Source organism: Nocardioides sp. NPDC059952 (assembly GCF_042730435.1).
In the GTDB taxonomy this organism is placed as follows: Bacteria; Actinomycetota; Actinomycetes; order Propionibacteriales; family Nocardioidaceae; genus Nocardioides.
This window is the reverse complement of sequence record NZ_JBHWLY010000022.1, coordinates 31,487-50,654: the sequence shown is the minus strand read 5'-3', so window position 1 is coordinate 50,654 and position 19,168 is coordinate 31,487. Positions and strand designations below refer to the sequence as shown.

Below are 19,168 nucleotides of genomic sequence, written 5' to 3'. Positions count from 1 at the left end.
GAGCCCGAGGCAATCCGTTCTGGCGCGAATGCGTCAGCGAACGGCGATGCTGTCGCGGATCTGCTTGAGGATGTCGATCTCGGTCTCGCCCGGGTCGGGGTCCGGGAAGTAGCGCTCCTTGGCGGCGGTGTAGGGCTTCACGATCATGAAGTAGACGACCGCAGCCATGATGAGGAAGGCGATGACTGCGGTGAACCAGTCGCCGAAGTGGATGCCATAGGGCTTCCAGTTGGAGAAGTCCGGCGTGCCGCCGAGCTTGCCGAGCAGATCCATGATCACCGCGACGGTGGCTGTCACCACTGAGGCGAACGCGGCACCCATGATGAAGGCGACCGCGAGTTTGATCAGGTCGCCCTGGAGCAGGAACTTCTTGAAACCGTCCATGTCTTGCTTTCTCCTGTTGCTCATTGTGTGAGGTGAAGGAGACCCCGGATATGGCGTGCGATTGGCCGTCAGTACGCAAAGGTGAGGTAGCCACCCACCCCTGCTGATGTGACGTCCTCGACGCTGTTCGCGGCGACTCCGACGATGACCAGACGCCCCGCCGAAGCGTTCGTGACGCCAAATCCGTCGGTCTTTCCCTGTGCCATGGAATCATCCCGGCTCGGCTCCGCGGCTTGAGGGAGGCTGAGGATCAGCGTGTCGGTGGTGACCTGGGCGGTCTCGGCGGTGGCGGGGTCGGTGGCGTAGAGGTCCACGGTGTCGCCGACATGCAGCAACCCGGCCATCTCGGCGTCGGGAAGCCGGACAGGAACGGCCACCAGGTCGGGGTGTCCCTCGGTCAGCCCGGGGCCCACGAGACGTACGTCGGTGACGGGCTCGCCGCGCCGTAGGGGAGCCGCGAGGCGCTCACCGAGCGGCGCTTCGGCGATGTCGACGGGCACGCTGGCGGGGTCGGTCGAGACGTCGGTGAGGTCGGCGGCGGTGAGGACCGTGCCGACCGGCAGATCTCGGGAGGCGACCGCCATCGTCGAGGTGTCGGGTGGGTCCGGTCGGGTGGCCGAGAACCCGACCGCGACCGCGGAGGCGGTCAGCAGGAACGCCAGCAGGCGTCGGTGGGCGAGGACCCCGCGGCGTACGCGGCGGGAGAAGGACGTGATTCGAGTGAACATGCGGGCACGCTAAGTCGCCCGCGCGATTCCCGCATCTCGCTATCCACAGCGCTCCAGAGCTTGTGGACAGCCCTGTGGATAACTAGGTGCTTCAGTCCGAGGAACCGGAGGAGGCGGGCGCCGGGGAGGAGGAGGTGCTCGAGGACGATGTCGTCGAGGACGTGGACGACGTCGACGAGGAGGACCCGGAGCGGGAGTCGGTGCGGTAGAAGCCGGAGCCCTTGAAGACGACGCCGGCGGCGCTGAAGACCTTGCGCAGCTTGCCGCCGCACTCGGGGCACTCGGTCAGCGAGGCATCGCTGAAGCTCTGGAACTGGTCGAAGGCGTGGCCGCACTCGGTGCAGGCGTACTGATAGGTGGGCACGTTTCTCCTAGAACAGAATCTGGCACTCGACGGGCGCGACTGCCAATATTAGCGAACGCCTAGGAGAAGCGCCGCATTCCCTCCGCGCTCGCGACCGCTCCCACCGCCCGGTCGTGCGCCTCGACCGGCACCGCGACGTCGATCTCCCACGGATAGAGAAGGATGCAGGTGAACGTTCCGGCCGGCACCCGAGCCAGGACGCGGTCGTAGGAACCGCCGCCACGTCCCATCCGATGCCCGTGCGAGTCGACCGCCAGGCCGGGGACGAGCACGACGTCGGCACCCGTGACCGCGGAGACCCCCAAGCGCTCCCCGCCGGGCTCCAGCAGGCCACGAGGCGCCCGGACCAGCTCTCCGTCGTAGAGGGCCCAGTCCAGGTCGTTGTCCGGTAGAAGACAGGGCAGCAGGATGCGTTTCCCGGCTGCGTCCAGCTCGTCGATAAGAGGTCCGGTGCCCGGTTCGGTGCCGATCGAGACGTAGAGCGCAACCGTTGCGGCGCTGCGTACGTCTGGAATATCAGTGACCACCTGCGACAGGGAGCGCGCCAGCGAACCCAGGCGGGGGAGCCCGATGCGCCCCCGGGTAGTCAACAACTGGTCACGTAAGGCAGTCTTGCGCCCCACGAAGTCAGCGGGGGCTGGACCATCAGAACCCGGAGGGGTGTGTGAACCCGACACAACGACAGCCTAGGCTTTCCTCTATGGGTAGCCCAGGTTTGGCCAAGGCAATGGCGAAGATGCGCGATGCCGGCGTTGACGACGTCGCGGTGCAGACCTTCGCACATTACTACCGCCAGCTCGAGCACGGTGAGACCGGGATGATCCCGGAGGACACGATCGAGCCGGTCGACATCCCGTCGATCAGCGATGTCGAGGTCACCGACGAGGAGGCGCACGCCGCCATCTCGACCACCGCGGTGATCAAGCTCAACGGCGGCCTCGGCACCTCGATGGGCATGGACCGCGCGAAGTCGCTGCTGTGCGTGCGCAAGGGTCTGAGCTTCCTGGACGTGATCGCCCGCCAGATCCTGCACATGCGCGAGAAGTACGACGTACGTCTCCCGCTGCTGCTGATGAACTCCTTCCGCACCTCCGAGGACAGCCTGGCCGCGCTCGAGCGCTACCGGGACCTGCCCGTCGAGGGTCTGCCGCTGGAGTTCCTGCAGAACCGCGAGCCGCGCCTGCTGGTCGACGACCTGAGCCCGGTCGAGTGGCCGAAGGATCCCGAGCTGGAGTGGTGCCCGCCCGGCCACGGAGACATCTACACCGCCCTGCTCGACACCGGGCTCCTCGACCAGCTCATCGAGCAGGGCTACGAGCGGGTCTTCGTCTCCAACTCCGACAACCTCGGCGCCGTCCCCGACGAGAAGGTCGCCGGCTGGTTCGCCAAGTCCGGTGCCCCCTTCGCCATCGAGGCCGTACGCCGCACCCCGAGCGACCGCAAGGGCGGTCACTTCGCGCGCCGTAAGTCCGACGGCCGCCTGATCCTGCGTGAGACGGCGCAGACGCTGGACGCGGACAAGGTGACGCTGCAGGACCTCAACCGCCACAAGTACTGCTCGACCAACAACATCTGGTTCGACCTCAAGGCGCTCAAGAAGGTCCTCTCCGAGCGCGACGGCATCCTCGGCCTGCCGCTGATCCGCAACGAGAAGACCGTCGACCCCGCCGACCCGAAGACCCCCAAGGTCGTCCAGATCGAGACCGCCATGGGCGCCGCGATCGAGGTCTTCGAGGGTTCGCAGCTGATCGAGGTCGGCCGCGACCGGTTCGTCCCGGTCAAGACGACCAACGACCTCCTCGTCCTCCGCTCCGACGTCTACGACATCGGCGACAACTTCGTGCTCGACCAGGTCGCCGACGTGGTGCCGTTCATCGACCTGGACGGCGACTACTACAAGTACGTCGCGAACTTCGACGAGCGCTTCCCCGAAGGCGCGCCGTCGTTGCGCCAGGCGGCCTCGCTCACCGTCAACGGCGACTGGACCTTCGGCAAGGGCGTCCAGGTCATCGGCGCGGTCTCGCTCGACGGCGCCAACGCCGAACGGGTCGCTCCGGCCACAGTCCTCTCCGACTAGTGTTGGCGGGGTGACCCCCGCCGAGTACCGCGAGCGAATCCTGGCCGACCTCGAGCCGATGTCGGCCTACCCGCAGCCCCTGATGGACTGCCTCGGGCTGGCGGTGGCCGAGGACATCCATGCCGAGGTCTCGCTGCCGGGCTTCGACAACTCCTCGATGGACGGCTACGCGGTCCGCTACGCCGATGTCGCGAGCGCCTCGGCCGAGGCTCCGGTGCGGTTGCCAGTGCTCGGTGAGATCGGCGCGGGGCAGGCCTCGCTGCTGGCGCTGCCGCCGGGCGCGGCGGCGAAGATCATGACCGGCGCTCCGCTGCCGACGGGTGCCGACACGGTCGTGCCGTACGAGTGGACCGACCGCGGCGTCGCCGAGGTCGAGATCCGGCAGACGCCGGAGGAGGCTCAGCACGTTCGCTACGCGGGCGAGGACGTCGCCAAGGGCGACCTGCTCATCCCGGCGGGCACGGTGCTCGGCCCGCGCCATCTGGGCCTGATCGCGTCCGTCGGCCGTGCCCAGGTCGCGGTGCGCCCGTGCCCCCGGGTCGTGGTGCTCTCGACCGGCACCGAGCTGCGCGAGCCGGGCGAGACCCTCGGCCACGACTCGATCTACGACGGCAACTCCTTCCTTCTGGCCGCCGCCGCCCGCCGGGCCGGCGCGATCGCGTACCGCGTCGGGATCGTCCCTGACGAGCCGCGGGCGTTCATGACGGCGCTCTCCGACCAGCTCGTCCGTGCCGACCTGGTGGTCACCTCCGGCGGCGTCTCGATGGGCGACTACGACGTGGTCAAGGAGGCGCTGACCCCGGAGGGTGTCTGGTTCGGCCCGGTGAACCTGCAGCCGGGCAAGCCGCAGGGGTTCGGCCGGATCGGCGAGGAGGGGGTGCCGGTCCTCTGCCTCCCCGGCAACCCGGTCTCCTCGTTCGTCTCCTTCGAGCTCTTCGTGCTCCCGGCGCTGCGCCGGCTGATGGGCATGACCCCCGAGGCCCGGCCCGTACGTCGCGCCGCCCTGACCCACCCGGTGCGGTCCCCGAAGGGCAAGGAGCAGTACCTCCGCGGTTGGTACGACGGCTCCCGTGCCGGCGTCTCGCCCATCGGTGGCCCGGGGTCCCACCTGATCGGGGATCTCGCCGGCGCCAACTGCCTGATCGTCATCCCGCCGGAGACGACCTCGCTGGACAAGGACGCCGAGGTGGACGTGATCGAGCTGGATGTGGAGTTCTGATGGCTGACCGACTCACCCATGTCGACGAGACCGGCGCGGCCCGGATGGTCGACGTCTCCGAGAAGGCGGTCACGACCCGCACCGCGACCGCATCCGGGCGGGTGCTGGTTTCACCAGAGGTCATCGAGCTGCTCCGCGGCGAGGGCGTACCCAAGGGTGATGCGCTCGCCGTGGCCCGCATCGCGGGGATCATGGGCGCGAAGAAGACCCCCGACCTGATCCCGCTGTGCCACCCGCTGGCCGTCTCCGGCGTCAAGGTCGAGCTGAGCGTCGCCGACGACGCCGTCGAGATCACCGCGACCGTGAAGACCGCCGACCGCACCGGTGTCGAGATGGAGGCATTGACCGCGGTCGCCGTCGCCGGCCTCACCGTGGTCGACATGATCAAGGCGGTCGACAAACGGGCGGTCATCACCGATATCCGCGTCGAGACGAAGACCGGTGGAAAGTCGGGAGACTTCGCCCGATGAGCGAGCGCCAGCGAGCGACCATCGAATACCTCATCGGGCGGCGTCCGTATCCTGGCGCTTGCGCTACGGAGGTCGCCCGATGAGTCTGAAAGCGACCGTCGTCGTCGCCTCCAACCGCGCCTCGGCGGGTGTCTACGAGGACACCACCGGCCCCCTCTTGGTGACATTTCTGGAAGAGCTCGGATTCGTGGTCGGCCCTCCCGAGGTCGTACGCGACGGCGACCCGGTCGGCGACGCGATCGCGCGGGCGGCGGAGGAGGGGGCGCGGGTCGTCCTCACCACCGGAGGCACGGGGCTGACCCCGACCGACCGCACCCCCGAGGTCACTCGTCCGCTGCTCGACCGCGAGATCCCCGGCATCGCCGAGGGCATTCGGGCGGCCGGAGTGGCCAAGGGGATCCCGACGGCGCTACTGTCCCGCGGTCTGGCCGGTCAGATCGGAGCGTGCGTGGTGGTGAACCTTCCCGGGTCCCGGGGTGGCGTGAAGGATGCGATCGACGTGCTGCGTCCGGTGCTGCCTCACGCCGTCGAACAGTCTGTGGGAAGCGACCACCGGTGACCGATCCCGGCTGGCCTGCCGTCCTCTCCCACGGCGCGGTGACCCTACGCCCTCTCGACCGCACCGATGCCAAGGCATGGACCGAGGCGCGCCGCCGCTCGGCGACCTGGCTGCATCAGTGGGACGCGACCGTTCCGCCGGGTTCGAGCGCGCGGCCCACGACGTTCGCCAGCCTCGTACGTCGTCTTCGGCGTCAGGCCAAGCGTGGCGTGACCTATCCGTTCGCGATCGAGGTCGACGGTGTTTTCGCTGGTCAGGTCACGGTCAACAACATCGTGCGGGGCTCCGCGCAGTTCGCCTCGATCGGCTACTGGATCGACCAGAGTTTCGCCGGCCGCGGCGTGATGCCGCTGGCGGTGGCGCTGGTCATCGACCACTGCTTCACCACCGCGCGGCTGCACCGGGTCGAGATCTGCATCCGCCCGGAGAACTCCAACTCGCTCCGCGTCGTGGAGAAACTGGGCATCGACGAGATCGGATATGCGCCCCGATTTCTGCATATCGACGGGGCCTGGAGAGATCACCGTATCTTCGCGATAACGGTTGAAGAATGTCACCAAGGAATGCTGGCCAGGCTCGGTTTGTCACCTGAATGAGGCATTGACTCGGCGTGTCCTGCTGAAATCACACAAGTCACACGCGACACACCACTGCACGTCCGCCTACGGGCTGGTAATGGCTCCTACGCTTCTTAACGTGGACCCGAGCGCACTCATCTTCGTCGCCCTCGCCGTGGCGTGGGCGGTGTACTTGGTGCCCAAAGCGCTCGAACAGTCGGCGGCGGCAGAGGACGGGACCAAGAGCCGGGCCAGCGCCGCCATCTCCAAGTCCCGCCGGATCCTCGCTCGACGAGAAGCCACCGGCAAGGACTCCACCGATCTGGTGACCGAGAAGTCGGCGAAGCCTGAGGCGGAGGCCGAGGCAGCCGCGGAGCCTGTACCGCGAGCCGTCCCGATGGCCGTACGCCGCCGTGCGGCTCGCGCCGCGGCCAAGCGCCGCTCGATCGTCTTGGGAGTGCTGGTCCTCGGCTTGGCCGTGGTCGGCGCTCTCGCTGGTTTCGGGGTCTTCGGTCCGGTCTGGATCGCGATCCCGGCCGGCCTGGTCGTCGCCTGGCTGGTCACCTGCCGGTTCAGCGTCCGCCACCAGCGGGAGGTCTGGGCACGGATCCCGTTCCCCGAGGACCTGCCCGAGCCGGAGCCCGTCGCCCCGCCCCGGGTCACCTTCGACATCGACCAGGACACCGGCGACCTGGTGGCCGTCGTCGAGCACGACGACACCGGCGAGCACCTCCCCGCGGGTTCCTGGAAGCCGGTGGAGACCCCGCTGCCGACGTACGTCTCCAAGGAGGCCGCGCCGCGCCGCACCGTCCGCACCATCGACCTCGACGCCACCGGCGTGTGGAGCTCGGGCCGCAACGCTGCCGACTCCGAGCTCGTCCGCCAGGCCGAGGAAGCCGAGCGTGCCGCCGCCGAGGCCGCCGAGGCAGAACGCGGTCGCGCCACGGGCTCCTGATTGGGTAACACCCGCGACGAGGTGCTAACGTTTCTCATCGCTTGGGGCTGTGGCGCAGTTGGTAGCGCGTCTCGTTCGCAATGAGAAGGCCAGGGGTTCGAATCCCCTCAGCTCCACAAGTAGAAACCCGGTTCTGACCAGCCACAACACGGCGGTGAGAGCCGGGTTTCTTGCTTGTCATTCGCCGGTCTCCTCGTCATGTGCCCCCTGGTCCCCCGGAGGCTTCCGAGCACCCTGTGGCCCGTGTCGTTGAGCCGATCCAGGCCCGCAGCATCGGCACCTGTGCCGAGGAAGTGAAGGTAGAGATTCGTGGTCGCGATCGACTCGTGACCCAGGCGCCACCTCGGCCTGTGCCCGCTCGCTTTCATGAAAGCTACGGCGTGGTCGCTTCTACGAAGATGTCAGGTTCTGACGCGTCCGTGCGGGCCTGTGAGGATGGATAAAAACCATACACCCTCACTTTGAGAGTGTATGGTTTTTATCCATGACGGGTTTGGAGTCACTTCCGGTGACATTCACGACGCGGGCGGCCCTGCGGTCAGGAGTGCATCCGCGGGACCTGTATCGATGGCGGGACGAGGGTGACATCATCGAGCTCTCGCGGGGTGTGTTCAGACACGCGGATGCGCCGCAGCCTTCGTTTCCTGATCTGTTGGCGGTTGGGATGCGGGCTCCGCACGCGATTGTGTGTTGTGTGAGCGCAGCGGTGGCACACGGACTCACTGATGAGATGGAGCCGGCCGTCCAGATCGCGGTCTCCTCCGGACGGCATCCGGTGCGCATCGCCTATCCGCCGACTACGGTGTTCCGGTTCGACGCTGAGACGTTCGAGGTCGGACTCACGCGGATGGAGGTCGCCCCGGATGAATACACGCGAATCTACGACTCCGCGCGGACAGTGGTGGACCTGATGCGCCTGCGGCACCGACTTGGTGAGCCGTTGGCACACACGGTGCTGAACAGATACTTGGCATCGCCAGGTGCGAAGCCGGGGAGGGTGCTGGAGTACGCCAGCGTCCTGGGTGCGGTGGGGCCAGTGCGCTTGGCGCTGGACATCGCGGGGGCACGATGAGTCGAGCGACGCGAGAGACCGCCGCGGGGCGCGCCTACCTGGACCTGCAGAATCGTGCCCGTCGGGAGCGCAGACGTACCCAGGACCTGTTGACGATGTATGTCGTGGAGCGATGGCTGGCCCGGATGAGCACATCGCCGTACGCCGGTGACTTCGTCCTCAAGGGCGGGATGCTCCTGGCGAGCTTCGGGAGCCGACGCCCGACCACCGATGCGGACGCGTTGGCTCGGAACATGCCGGCCGATGAGAGCGCTGTCGCGGCCCGTGTCGTCGAGATCGCGGGTCTGGCCGACCCTGACGACGGAGTCATCTACCTGACCGAGACCGTCAAGGCGGCGATGATCCGAGACGATGCGCTCTATTCCGGGGTCCGCGTGACCATGGACGCGGAGCTTGGTACGGCGAGGTTGAAGCTCAAGCTGGACATCAACTTCGGAGACCCGGTCACCCCGGAGCCGTCGGTGGTCGAGCTTCCGGCGCTGCGGCCCGGCACGGCGCCGGTGCGGATCTTGGGCTACCCGATCGCAACAGTGCTCGCGGAGAAGATCTCGACCGCGATCGACCTCGGGCCCGCGAGCACGAGAGTGCGCGACTGGGCCGACATCTACACGCTCGTCACGACCCATGACCTCGGCTGCGCCGAGGTGCGTACGGCGGTCGCTGCCACCATGGCCTTCCGAGGGGTCGAAGTCAGGCCGTTGTCTGACGCCATCGGTGACCTGGTGAGGGTCAGGGCCTCCGCGTACGTCGCGTATCGACGCGGCCTGGGTGCTGATGGCGAGCATCTCCCTGCGACCTTCGAGGACGTCGTGGCGATGGCGGTCCGGTTCGCCGACCCGGTGTTGAGTGCGGATGCCATAGGTACTGCGCAGTGGCGGGCTGAGGCCCGGGGATGGTCCTGAACTCTGGTCGCGACAGAGGTGACCCCTGAGTCGCGACTTGCGCGACAGGAAGCCCGGGCCATCGGCCCGGGCTTCTTCGCGTGTGTCGCCAGTCGCTCTTCTCGGGTTCGATCTGGTGGGTCGGGAGGATCTCGCCGCTACTCGGACGGATCGCCCCAAATGGGGCATGACGCCGACGTGCTGCGCTGGGCATGCTGCAAGGGTCTCGGGACGCAACGACACACCGCGACTAGCGGAGGGAATCATGGGGGCTTGGCTTCGGTCCGCACTGGTGGTCTCGGCGGCGAGCGCGGTGGTGCTGGCGGTGGTGTCACCGGCGGCTGCCATCGTGTACGGGGCGCCCGACCAAGGGCGGCATCCGGCCGTGGGCAGCTTGGTCTACGACTTCGACGGGGACGGTGCGCTGGACCAGGCGTGCTCGGGGACCCTGATCTCGCAGACCGTGTTCCTGACCGCCTCGCACTGCACCGCCTTCCTCGACGCGCAAGGCGTCGGCGAGGGTGAGGCCGTGGTGACCTTCGACGACGAGATCGGCCCGGGCATGACCCTGCACCGCGGCACCGCGCACACTCACCCTGACTACGGCTACTCCGGGGCCGGTGGCCGCTCCGAGCCGCACGACATCGCCGTGATCGTGCTCGACGAACCCGTCGGGATCCAGCCGGCCCAGCTCCCCGAAGCCGGCCTCCTGGATGGCCTCAAGGCCGCACACCAGCTGAGGAGCACCGAGTTCACAACCGTCGGCTACGGGGCGGTCCGCGAGACCCGCAAGGGAGGGCCTGCGGGGATCCTGGACAACACCGAGCGACGATTCGCCGTCCAGACCCCGGCATCGCTGACCAGCACCTGGCTGACCCTGTCGGCCAACCAGGCCACCGGCGACGGGGGCACCTGTTCCGGGGACTCCGGAGGGCCGCACTTCCTCGGCGCCGGAGCAACCGAGACCAACGTCGTGACGTCCATCACGGTTACCGGCGACACCTTCTGTAAAGCCATCGACGTGACCTACCGGGTGGACACCCCAGCCGCCCGCGACTTCCTCGCCGGGTTCGTGAACCTACCCTGAGCTCGCTGCGCCAATACCGGTCGGCCGGACAAGCACCCGGCCGGTGGGCGCCGGACATGCGATCCGAGTCCAGGCGTTGCCGGGCCGACTCCGCGAATACTCCGCGAAAGCCCTCCGAGGGCCCCGCGATCGCCCGAGACCACGGGGTAGCGTGAAGAGTGTCACCTACGTCGATGGCAGATTCCTGCCCAGGTCAAACGGCGGTTCTCTGAAACCCGCCGAGAAGGCCAGGGGTTCGACTCCCTTCAGCTCCGCCAGTAGAAACCCCGGTTCTGGCCGGCCGTGACATGGCCGTCAGGACCGGGTTTCGTCTATTTCATGTCCTTCCTCGGGCCGCTTCTCCACTGGATGGATCCGTTGTCCGGCCGGAGCTGCCGATCGCGCACTTCGGCGGACGAGCCCTTGACGGTTCAAAACGCTGCGGCGTAACCTCCGTCACATCTGGTGATAAAGCTTCTCATTGTGTGAGAAACGATCGGGCGTTCGAACCTATGCGGGACTTCGATTGGAAGGAAGCATCATGCGGAAAAGAACCGGTGTCCTCAGTCGCGGTGTGGCGACGAAGGCGGCCGTTGCTCTGACGTTGACCGCGGCGCTCTGTGTCGGGAACGCGGCGGGTGGGACGGCCGCCGGCGCGCAGGATCAGGCGAGCGAGGTGGAGGAGCATCTCACCGAGGCGACGAAGAATTCAGGCGGTGATCTCGACCTCGTCAACACGATCCGGACCTACTCGTGCGATGCGGTGGAGGATCCGGACTTCTATGACCGGACCAGCGCCGAGCGCCACGACACCAAGGTGCCGCTCACCCGGGTCTTCGACGATCTCTGGTACGTCGGCACTCAGTACGTCGGCCAGTACATCCTCCGGACCGAGACCGGCGGTTTCGTGCTCTTCGACACCCAGAACAACGCCGCAGAGGTCGCCGAATACACGATGCCATCCCTGCGTACGCTCGGCCTGGGGGACAAACACCCGCTCGAGGCCGTCTTCGTCTCCCACGGTCACGGTGATCACGACGGCGGTGCGAACCAGCTCCGCGCCGAGTTCGGTCCCGACCTCGACATCTACATCGGCTCCGCCGACGCGCCCGGAAAGGCGTACGACCCCGAGCTCATCGATTCCGGCATCGCAGAGCCGCAGGAGATGACCGTCGGCGGCACCACCATCGTCGTCCAGTCCATCCCCGGGCACACTCCGGGAGCGCTGAACTTCCTCATCCCGGTGAGCCAGGGCAAGGAGCGACACCTGATGCTCCTGGGCGGCCGCCAGGGCCACCCGCGTGGAGTCGAGGCGGCGAAGGGCTATCTGACCGGCACCGAGCGCACCTACCGACTCGTAGACGAGTACGACGCGGACGGCTCGATCCTGACCCACCCCACCTCAGACGGGTCGCTGGTCAGGATGCAGGCCATCGACCGCGCGGGCACCCGCTCGCCGAACCCGTTCGTCATCGGGGAGGACCGGACGCTGCGTGCCGCCGCGATCTGGCGCGGGTGTGCGGCCGCCTGGCTCGCCAGCGTCGACCCGGCTACCGACGTACCTGTGTGGCGGGTGGTCTCGCTCGAGATCGAGCAGCCCGAGGCCCGGGCCAAGACTGTCACGGCACAGCTCGAGACCGGGTGGGGATCACCGGACACAGAGCCGGGTTGGGGCGTCGTGGCCGGCCAGACCGTGACCTTCGGTGTGACTGGTTCCCGCGACATCTGCACCGCTGTCACGGACGACACGGGGGTTGCGACCTGCACTCTCGACCGCGGCCTGCGGCCGGGTCAGGAGGTCACCGCATCTTTCGAGGGTAGCTCCAACGCCGAGAGCGTCGACCTGCCCGCGAACAGCACGCTCCGCGTGGCTGCGCGGTAGACAGTTTCGGGCCCAGCCGATCGGTTGTCGCGGGACGACCGATCGGCGTTGGGTCGTCAGGCGGTGACCGTCGTGAGGAGTCTGGTGGCGATGTCACGCGCTGAGGCGTGAGCGGTGGCTTCCGGTGGGCGGGAGGGGCACCTGATCCGGCGGGCGGTCGGTGGCAGCATCGTCGCCACCCTCTCAACCGCGCTAGGGGAGATCCTTGGACACCGAGTCCTTCGTTCTGGAGATCGTCGACATCGTCGACGAGACGGAGCACGCGAAGTCGATCCGTTTTGCCGTGCCGGCAGGTGCGGAAGAGGCGTTCGCCTACCGGCCCGGCCAGTTCCTGACGGTCGCCGTCCCGAGCGACACCACCGATATAGCGGCCCGCTGCTATTCGCTGTCGAGCAGCCCCTACGACGGCGGATACCTGACGGTCACGGTGAAGCGTACGGTCGACGGGTACGCCTCGAACTGGATCTGCGACGAGCTCGTGGTCGGCGACACGCTGCGGGTGCTACCGCCTTCCGGCATCTTCACCCCGGCTTCGTACGACCGTGACCTGCTGCTCTTCGCCGCGGGCTCGGGCGTCACCCCGATCATGTCGATCACGAGGGCTGCGTTGTCGGAGGGCAACGGCCGGATCGTGATCTTCTACGCCAACCGCGACCAGGACTCGGTCATCTTCGCCCCCGAGCTGTCCGAGCTGGCGGCCCGGCATCCCGATCGGCTCCAGGTGGTCCACTGGCTGGAGTCGGTCCAGGGGCTGCCGACGACCGAGCAGCTGAAGGCGTACGCGGCGGAGCATCTCTCCTCGGATGCGTTCACCTGCGGCCCGGCGCCGTTCATGAGCATGGTCACGGCCGCGCTCAAAGAGCTCGGGTTCCCGCGTGAGCGGAGGCACCAGGAGAAGTTCGTGTCGCTCGGCGGGAACCCGTTCGGGCACGTCGAGCGGGAGACCGAGCCGGAGCCCGCGCTCGCCGTCGACGAGAGCGCAGCAGCCCCGGTGAAGCTCGAGGTCGAGCTCGACGGTTGCGAGCGCATCTTCGACGACTGGGACCCGGGCACCACCCTGCTCGACTTCCTGGAGAGCAAGGGGGTGAAGGCGCCGTTCTCCTGCCGTGAGGGGGAGTGCTCCGCCTGCGCGGTCCAGCTCCTCGAGGGCGATGTGAAGATGCTCCGCAACGACGTGCTCGACGAGGACGACCTCGCCGACGGCATCCGGCTGGGCTGCCAGTCGGTGCCGGTCACCGACACGGTGAAGGTCACCTACGGCTGAGGGAGACCGGCAGCTCAGAGGGCGTGCTTGAGGATCTTCCCGCTCGCGTTGCGCGGGAACTCCTCCACGACCGTGAACGCCCGCGGGACCTTGAAGTTCGCCAGCCGCTCACGGCAGTACGCCGTCAGGACGGTGTCGTCGAGTGCGGCACCGGCACGGAGCCGGAGGTGGGCGTGCCCGACGTCGCCCATCCGCTCGTCCGCGACGCCGACGACGGCAGCCTCGATGACGTCGGGGTGACCGGTGAGAACGTTCTCGACCTCGGCCGGATAGACGTTGAATCCGCCGACGGTGAACATGTCCTTGATCCGGTCGGTGATCTTCAGACAGCCGTGCTCGTCGAGCCGGCCGACGTCACCGGTGCGCAGCCAGCCGTCGCCGTCGATGGCCTCGGCGGTCGCCTCGGGGTCCTCGAAGTAGCCGAGCATGACGTTCTCGCCGCGCAGCCAGATCTCGCCGTCCTCGCCGAGCGCCGCATCGACGCCGGCGGCGTCGACCACCCGCACCTCGATCCCGCGCACGGCGGGACCGGTGGTGTCGGCGACGTGACGCGGGTCCTCGTGGGGCCGGGACTGGGTGGCGACGAGGCACTCGGTGAGTCCGTACGCCTGGCCCACCTGGTCGAACCCGAGCACGTCGAGCATCTGCTCGAAGAGCGTCTCCGGGACGGTGGCCGCCCCGGCGATCGCGAACCGCAGCGAGGACAGGTCGAAGTCGGCGAGGCGCGGATGGTCGATCAGGGTGATGAAGATCGTCGGCGGCCCCGGGAGCACGGTGATCTGCTCACGCTCCACCTGGGCCATGAGCCTCTCGGGGTCGAAGCTGGCGACGGGGTGGATCGCGGAGCCTGCCGAGAGCGCGGCCATGATCCCTGCCTTGTAGCCGAACCCGTGGAAGAACGGGTTCACGATGGCGTACCGGTCGAGCTCGGTGAGCCCAGCGCCTTCCGCCCAGACCTGAGCGACGCCCAACGTCTGCCGATGGGCGCTCATCACGCCCTTGGGTACGCCGGTGGTGCCCGAGGTGAACAGCAGGTCGCACATCGTGTCCGGCGTCAGCGTCGCCTCCGCGGCCGCCAGCTCGTCGGTGGTGACCCGGTCGGCTCCGGCCATGAAGTCCGGCCAGCTCAGGACCCCCTCGCTCGTGCCGCCGTCGAGATCGACGATCGTGCGCAGATGGGGGAGACCGCCGCCGGGCGCGGACTCTCGCAGCATCGCCAGGTAGTCGTTGCCGAGGAAGCCGTTCGCGACGACGAGCGAGACCGCTCGCGACCGCTCGAGCACGACGCGCGCTTCGCGGCCTCGGTAGCGCGTGTTGAGGGGTACGACGGCCGCGCCGGCCAGCTGCGCACCCAGCATCGCGAGGACGTACTCGGACCGGTTGGGCGCCCAGATCGCGACCCGGCCGCCGGGGCGGACCCCGGCGGCGATGTGGGCCCGCGCGGTGCGGCGTACGTCCTCGGCGAGCTCGGCGTAGGTCCAGGTGCGGGCGCCTTCGACGAGCGCCGGCCGGTCACCGAAGCGTCTCGCTCCCGCGTCGATCAGCTCGGCCACGGTGCGTGGGTCGGGAGCGGGAGTCATCAGCCGGCGACGTTCTCGATGCCGGTGGTGTCCAGCTTCGCCACGCTGAACGCGGCGTAGGTCTGGTAGGGCGAGCGGCCCTCGAAGTAGGGCGTGAGCTGGGCGTCGAGCTCGTCGACGGAGAACGTGCCGTCGGCCGCGACGAACTTGTTCTCGACCGTCGGGGCCGCCATCAGGGCCACCATGTCCCCGTAGACGACGAAGACCTGGCCGCTGATGCCTGCCGAAGCGGGGGAGGCGAGATAGCCGACGAAGGAGGCCACCCGCTCGGGGGCGAGGATGTCCAGGCGCTCGGTGTCGCCGTCCTCGGCGAAGACGTGCGAGGTCATCTCGGTGCGCGCCCGCGGGCAGATCGCGTTGGCGGTCACGCCGTAGCGCTCCAGACCGCGAGAGGTCGACAGGGTCAGGGCCACGATCCCCGCCTTGGCGGCGGCATAGTTGGACTGGCCGGCGGCGCCGAAGAGGAACGCCTCCGAGGCGGTGTTGACGACCCGGCCGAAGACCGGGCCGCCGGCGGTCTTGGAGGCGGAGCGGAAGTAGACGGACGCCGCCCGCGAGACCGCGGCATGGCCCTTGAGGTGGACCCGGATCACGTCGTCCCACTGCTGCTCGCTCATGTTGAAGAGCATCGTGTCGCGCAGGATGCCGGCGTTGTTGACGACGACGTCGAGGCTGCCGAAGGTGTCGACCGCGGCGTCGACGAGCTGCTGGCCCATCGCCCAGCTGCTCACGTCGCCCTTGACGGCGATCGCCTTGCGGCCGAGGGCCTCGATCTCGGCGACAACCTGGTCGGCCGCGTCGCCCATGTCGTTGACGACGACGTTCGCGCCCTGCCCGGCCAGGGCGAGCGCCTCGGCCCGGCCGAGCCCGGCGCCTGCTCCGGTGACCACGGCGGTCCGTCCGGTGAGGTCGATGTTGCCCACGATTGCTCCTTCGGTCGGTCTTGGGTCGGCGCCCGTGACGATAGGTACGCCGAAGGCCCGGGCGCGAGCAGTGCTCCCGCTCATCGGGTCGGCGCCCGGTGAGCGGGAGCGCGGCTCGACCGGTATCTCGCGCGTCAGCAGGATGCGTCTGTTCGTGCTGAGACTCGAGAACGGGAGCACCATGGCGTACGAGATCGACAGGACAGGTGAGGTCGCGTCGGCGCTCGTGAGCGCCCTCCCCCACGCCGATGCGCCGGCCGGTGACTGGATCGGGCTGACCGTCGGTGAGCGTACGGTCGCTTGGTCCGACCGGGACCCGATCCTGTTCGCCCTTGCCGTCGGCGCCCGGCCGGACGAGATCGACCTCGTCTTCGAGGAGCGGCTCCGGGTGCTTCCCGGCTTCGCTCTCACGCTCGCTCAGTGGGCCCCGGACGTGCTCGGTGCGGCCGGGGCCTGGGACACGCGTACGGCACTGCACGGTGCTCAGGCGCTGACCGTCCTGAAACCACTGCCGGCCAGCGGCGAGATCACCATGACCGCGCGGGTGACCGGCGTCTGGGACAAGGGCGCGGCCGCGGTCTACGACCTCGCTGTCGAGAGCGAGCACTTCGTCGCCACCTGGTCGCTGTTCGCCCCCGGTCGGGGCGGGTTCGGCGGCGATCGGGGCCCCGGTCGGGTGTCGCCCCCGGACGATGCTCCGGCGTGGAGCACCGAGCTCGCCACCGCGGACAACGCGGCCCTGATCTACCGGCTGCTCGGCGACCGTCACCACATCCACGTCGACCCCGCGGCCGCGGCGGCCATCGACCAGCCGCGACCGATCCTGCACGGCCTGGCGACCCTGTCGGCCGCGACCCTCGTCGCGGCGCGCGAGACCGGCGCCCACCCGGCCGACCTGACCCAGCTCGAGGGACGCTTCGCCGCTCCCGTGTTCCCCGGCGAGCCGCTGACCGTCCGCGGCTGGGCCGACGGTGGCCTGGACGTGGTCACCGAACGCGGGCCGGCCATCACCGCCGCCCGGGCGGTCTTCGGCTGATTCCGCTCAGCAGTAACGACCCCTACCGATCCCGCCGCCGAGAACCATCATGACTGCGTGCCGCGTCGTGCGGTCATGATCTAGGAGGTTGGAGATGGGTTCCCTGGTGGGAAAGGTCGCGCTGGTGACCGGAGCGGGGCAGGGCGTCGGGCAAGGCATCGCGCTGGCACTGGCGACCGAGGGCGCGGACGTGGCTGTCGTCGGTCGTACGGCGGCGAAGCTCGAGACCACCTGCGAGCTGCTCGTGGAGCGCGGGGTGCGCGCCGTCCCGTTCGTCTGCGACATCACCGAGACCAGCACGATCCCGGCCACCGTCGCCCAAGTCGTCGAGACGATGGGCGGTGTCGACATCCTGGTCAACAACGCCTACTCCGGTGCGTACGGGCCGCTGCTCACCATCGACGACGAAGCCGTCGAGCGGAGCTTCGCGTCGGGCCCGTTCGCGACGCTGGCGTTCATGAAGGCGTGCCACCCGCACTTCGTCGCCCGCGGCGGCGGCAACGTCGTCAACCTGGTCACCTCCGCGATGGTGCGCTGGGACCCGACGACCTACGGCGTGTACGCCGCGGCCAAGCAGGCCGTCCGCGCCCTCACCCGCACCGCGGCCGTCGAGTGGGCCCGCGACGGGATCCGTGCCAACAGCATCGCCCCGCACGCGCTCTCGCCGGGGCTGAAGTGGTGGACGGAGCAGAACCCCGAGGAGGCCGAGGAGTTCGTCGCCGCCATCCCGATGGGCCGGATCGGGGACTGCGAGCTGGACATCGGCCGTGCCGTCGTCGCTCTCCTGGGCGAGGACATGCGCTACCTCACCGGCGCCACGATCCCGCTCGACGGTGGCCAGGCGTTCTTCGGCTGATCTCCGACGAAAGACTCTGCCGCCCCACTCCTGGAGTGGGGCGGCAGAGTCGATCTCGGCTCAGACCCAGCGGGCGGCGTACCGGTGGATCGAGTCGGTCACCCGCTCGACATGAGCGTCGGTGAGGCCGTGGCTCATGCCGAGGCTCATCCCGCGCTCGAAGACCGCGTCGGCGTGGGGCAGCCCGTCGTCCGGGACCCGATGGTCGATGCCGGCCATCATCGGGTGCCTGGTCACGTTGCCGCTCCAGACGGTGCGGGTGTCGATGCCGTCCGCCTCGATCGCCTCCTGCAGGTCGCCACGGGAGAACGGCGCGTCGGCGTCGACCAGGACCGGGTAGCACAGCCAGGCGGTGTCGAGCTCGGGAAGCTCGACCGGGGTGGTGAAGAGCTCCGGGTACGCCCCGAACGCCGCCGTGTAGGCCGCGAAGGTCTTCTTGCGGCGCTCGTAGTTGGCGGCCAGCTTGTTCAGCTGGACGACCCCGTAGGCGGCGCCCAGCTCGGAGGGCTCGAAGTTCCACGCCAGGGTGTCGAAGATGAAGTCGTTGTCGTAGTCGACACCGTCGAGCTGCTCACGGAAGACCCGGCTGGTGCCGTTCCCGAACAGGTTGGGCTCCGAGCGACGACCCCAGCGACGCAGCAGCAGCGCCTGGTCGCGGTCGGTGACGTCGTCGGTCATCACCATGCCGCCGGTGCCGGCGCAGGTGATGATGTGGGCCATCGCGAAGCTGGTGCAGCTGTAGTCGGCTCGTGCGCCCGTCGGGGTGCCGCGCAAGGTCGCGCCGAGCGCGTCGCAGGTGTCCTCGATGACCTTGAGGGCGTGCCGGTCGGCGACGTCGCGTACGACGTCCCAGTCAGGTGCGTTGCCGGCGAGGTTCGGGAGCAGGATCGCACCGGTGCGCTCGGTGACGAGCGCCTCGATCTTCGCCGCATCGGCGTTGAACGTGGCCGGTTCGACGTCGACGAAGACCGGCACCAGGCCCGCGCGCACCAGCGGAGCCACGTCGGTCGAGAACGTGAGCGGCGAGGTGATCACCTCGCTGCCCGCGGGCAGGCCGAGCAGCTCGACGGCGACGTAGAGCGCCGAGGAGCCGGAGTTGCACATCACGCCGTACTCCTTGCCGCTCAGTGCGGCGACCCGCGTCTCCATCTCGGCGACGGACGGTCCGATCCGCAGGCCTTGGTGTCCCCGGTGCAGGACGTCGAGCACGGCCTGGATCTCCTCCTCGCCGTGCGTCGCTCGGGCATAGGTGATGCGTTCGGTCATGACGGTCTCCTCGGTGGATGGGATGTGTT

20 protein-coding genes, 1 tRNA gene and 1 pseudogene are annotated in these 19,168 nt (G+C 68.7%); 15 read left to right on the top strand and 7 right to left on the bottom strand.

The window, feature by feature from the left end:
* Window positions 1-33: 33 nt before the first annotated feature.
* From ACFV9G_RS12540 to ACFV9G_RS12525, 4 genes are all read right to left on the bottom strand, one after another.
* Window positions 34-384, bottom strand: coding sequence for an MscL family protein (locus ACFV9G_RS12540; protein ID WP_378727803.1), 351 nt, complete (start codon window positions 382-384; stop codon window positions 34-36).
* 68 nt (window positions 385-452) lie between these two features.
* A complete protein-coding gene (locus ACFV9G_RS12535; RefSeq protein ID WP_378727802.1) occupies window positions 453-1,112 on the bottom strand; it encodes an SAF domain-containing protein in 660 nt (219 codons plus the stop codon).
* A gap of 91 nt (window positions 1,113-1,203) precedes the next feature.
* A complete protein-coding gene (locus tag ACFV9G_RS12530) occupies window positions 1,204-1,476 on the bottom strand; it encodes an FmdB family zinc ribbon protein (protein ID WP_378727801.1) in 273 nt (90 codons plus the stop codon).
* A 59-nt stretch (window positions 1,477-1,535) separates the two neighbouring features.
* On the bottom strand, window positions 1,536-2,099 hold the full coding sequence (locus ACFV9G_RS12525; protein ID WP_378727800.1) for a 5-formyltetrahydrofolate cyclo-ligase: 564 nt from the start codon (window positions 2,097-2,099) through the stop codon (window positions 1,536-1,538).
* A gap of 77 nt (window positions 2,100-2,176) precedes the next feature.
* On the opposite strand from ACFV9G_RS12525, the gene ACFV9G_RS12520 reads away from it, so the two are divergent.
* The 13 genes and pseudogenes from ACFV9G_RS12520 to ACFV9G_RS12460 all read left to right on the top strand — a co-directional run bounded on the left by ACFV9G_RS12520 (window position 2,177) and on the right by ACFV9G_RS12460 (window position 13,478).
* Window positions 2,177-3,553, top strand: coding sequence for a UTP--glucose-1-phosphate uridylyltransferase (locus tag ACFV9G_RS12520; RefSeq protein ID WP_378727799.1), 1,377 nt, complete (start codon window positions 2,177-2,179; stop codon window positions 3,551-3,553).
* A gap of 10 nt (window positions 3,554-3,563) precedes the next feature.
* The gene (glp, locus tag ACFV9G_RS12515) at window positions 3,564-4,772 is read left to right on the top strand and encodes a gephyrin-like molybdotransferase Glp (protein WP_378727798.1); all 1,209 of its coding nucleotides are present in this window, start codon (window positions 3,564-3,566) and stop codon (window positions 4,770-4,772) included.
* Entirely contained in the window at window positions 4,772-5,242 is a 471-nt protein-coding gene (gene moaC / locus ACFV9G_RS12510) for a cyclic pyranopterin monophosphate synthase MoaC (protein ID WP_378727797.1), read from the top strand. Before glp ends, moaC begins: the two co-directional genes overlap by 1 nt.
* A 79-nt stretch (window positions 5,243-5,321) precedes the next feature.
* Window positions 5,322-5,801, top strand: a complete 480-nt coding sequence (locus ACFV9G_RS12505; RefSeq protein ID WP_378727796.1) for a molybdenum cofactor biosynthesis protein B — start codon at window positions 5,322-5,324, stop codon at window positions 5,799-5,801.
* Window positions 5,798-6,397 carry a GNAT family N-acetyltransferase gene (locus tag ACFV9G_RS12500; RefSeq protein WP_378727795.1) on the top strand — a complete coding sequence of 200 codons (600 nt, stop codon included), beginning with the start codon at window positions 5,798-5,800 and terminating at the stop codon, window positions 6,395-6,397. Before ACFV9G_RS12505 ends, ACFV9G_RS12500 begins: the two co-directional genes overlap by 4 nt.
* A 100-nt stretch (window positions 6,398-6,497) precedes the next feature.
* Window positions 6,498-7,313 carry a hypothetical protein gene (locus ACFV9G_RS12495; RefSeq protein WP_378727794.1) on the top strand — a complete coding sequence of 272 codons (816 nt, stop codon included), beginning with the start codon at window positions 6,498-6,500 and terminating at the stop codon, window positions 7,311-7,313.
* 43 nt (window positions 7,314-7,356) lie between these two features.
* Window positions 7,357-7,429 (top strand) — tRNA-Ala (locus ACFV9G_RS12490).
* Window positions 7,430-7,797: 368 nt separating this feature from the next.
* Window positions 7,798-7,917 (top strand): annotated as a pseudogene (locus ACFV9G_RS12485) (type IV toxin-antitoxin system AbiEi family antitoxin domain-containing protein); the annotation flags it as partial.
* Window positions 7,918-8,007: 90 nt separating this feature from the next.
* Window positions 8,008-8,385: a hypothetical protein gene (locus tag ACFV9G_RS12480; protein ID WP_378727830.1), complete on the top strand. Its 378-nt coding sequence runs from the start codon at window positions 8,008-8,010 to the stop codon at window positions 8,383-8,385.
* Entirely contained in the window at window positions 8,382-9,287 is a 906-nt protein-coding gene (locus ACFV9G_RS12475; protein WP_378727793.1) for a nucleotidyl transferase AbiEii/AbiGii toxin family protein, read from the top strand. The genes ACFV9G_RS12480 and ACFV9G_RS12475 overlap by 4 nt, the downstream gene beginning before the upstream one ends.
* 244 nt (window positions 9,288-9,531) lie before the next feature.
* On the top strand, window positions 9,532-10,353 hold the full coding sequence (locus ACFV9G_RS12470; RefSeq protein WP_378727792.1) for a trypsin-like serine protease: 822 nt from the start codon (window positions 9,532-9,534) through the stop codon (window positions 10,351-10,353).
* Window positions 10,354-10,873: 520 nt separating this feature from the next.
* Window positions 10,874-12,214, top strand: coding sequence for an MBL fold metallo-hydrolase (locus tag ACFV9G_RS12465; protein WP_378727791.1), 1,341 nt, complete (start codon window positions 10,874-10,876; stop codon window positions 12,212-12,214).
* Between the two features lie 205 nt (window positions 12,215-12,419).
* The gene (locus tag ACFV9G_RS12460; RefSeq protein WP_378727790.1) at window positions 12,420-13,478 is read left to right on the top strand and encodes a 2Fe-2S iron-sulfur cluster-binding protein; all 1,059 of its coding nucleotides are present in this window, start codon (window positions 12,420-12,422) and stop codon (window positions 13,476-13,478) included.
* A gap of 14 nt (window positions 13,479-13,492) precedes the next feature.
* Here the strand turns inward: ACFV9G_RS12460 and ACFV9G_RS12455 are convergent, their stop codons facing one another.
* The gene (locus ACFV9G_RS12455; RefSeq protein ID WP_378727789.1) at window positions 13,493-15,058 is read right to left on the bottom strand and encodes an AMP-binding protein; all 1,566 of its coding nucleotides are present in this window, start codon (window positions 15,056-15,058) and stop codon (window positions 13,493-13,495) included.
* Window positions 15,058-15,981 carry a 3-oxoacyl-ACP reductase gene (locus ACFV9G_RS12450; protein WP_378727788.1) on the bottom strand — a complete coding sequence of 308 codons (924 nt, stop codon included), beginning with the start codon at window positions 15,979-15,981 and terminating at the stop codon, window positions 15,058-15,060. The genes ACFV9G_RS12455 and ACFV9G_RS12450 overlap by 1 nt, the downstream gene beginning before the upstream one ends.
* Before the next feature lie 34 nt (window positions 15,982-16,015).
* Here ACFV9G_RS12450 and ACFV9G_RS12445 point away from each other — a divergent pair, with 34 nt between their 5' ends.
* On the top strand, window positions 16,016-17,017 hold the full coding sequence (locus ACFV9G_RS12445) for a MaoC/PaaZ C-terminal domain-containing protein (protein ID WP_378727787.1): 1,002 nt from the start codon (window positions 16,016-16,018) through the stop codon (window positions 17,015-17,017).
* 94 nt (window positions 17,018-17,111) lie between these two features.
* Window positions 17,112-17,873, top strand: a complete 762-nt coding sequence (locus ACFV9G_RS12440; RefSeq protein ID WP_378727786.1) for an SDR family NAD(P)-dependent oxidoreductase — start codon at window positions 17,112-17,114, stop codon at window positions 17,871-17,873.
* Window positions 17,874-17,933: 60 nt separating this feature from the next.
* Here ACFV9G_RS12440 and ACFV9G_RS12435 read toward each other — a convergent pair whose 3' ends face one another.
* Complete coding sequence (locus ACFV9G_RS12435; RefSeq protein WP_378727785.1) at window positions 17,934-19,139, bottom strand: DegT/DnrJ/EryC1/StrS family aminotransferase; 1,206 nt, start codon at window positions 19,137-19,139, stop codon at window positions 17,934-17,936.
* Window positions 19,140-19,168: the final 29 nt, after the last annotated feature.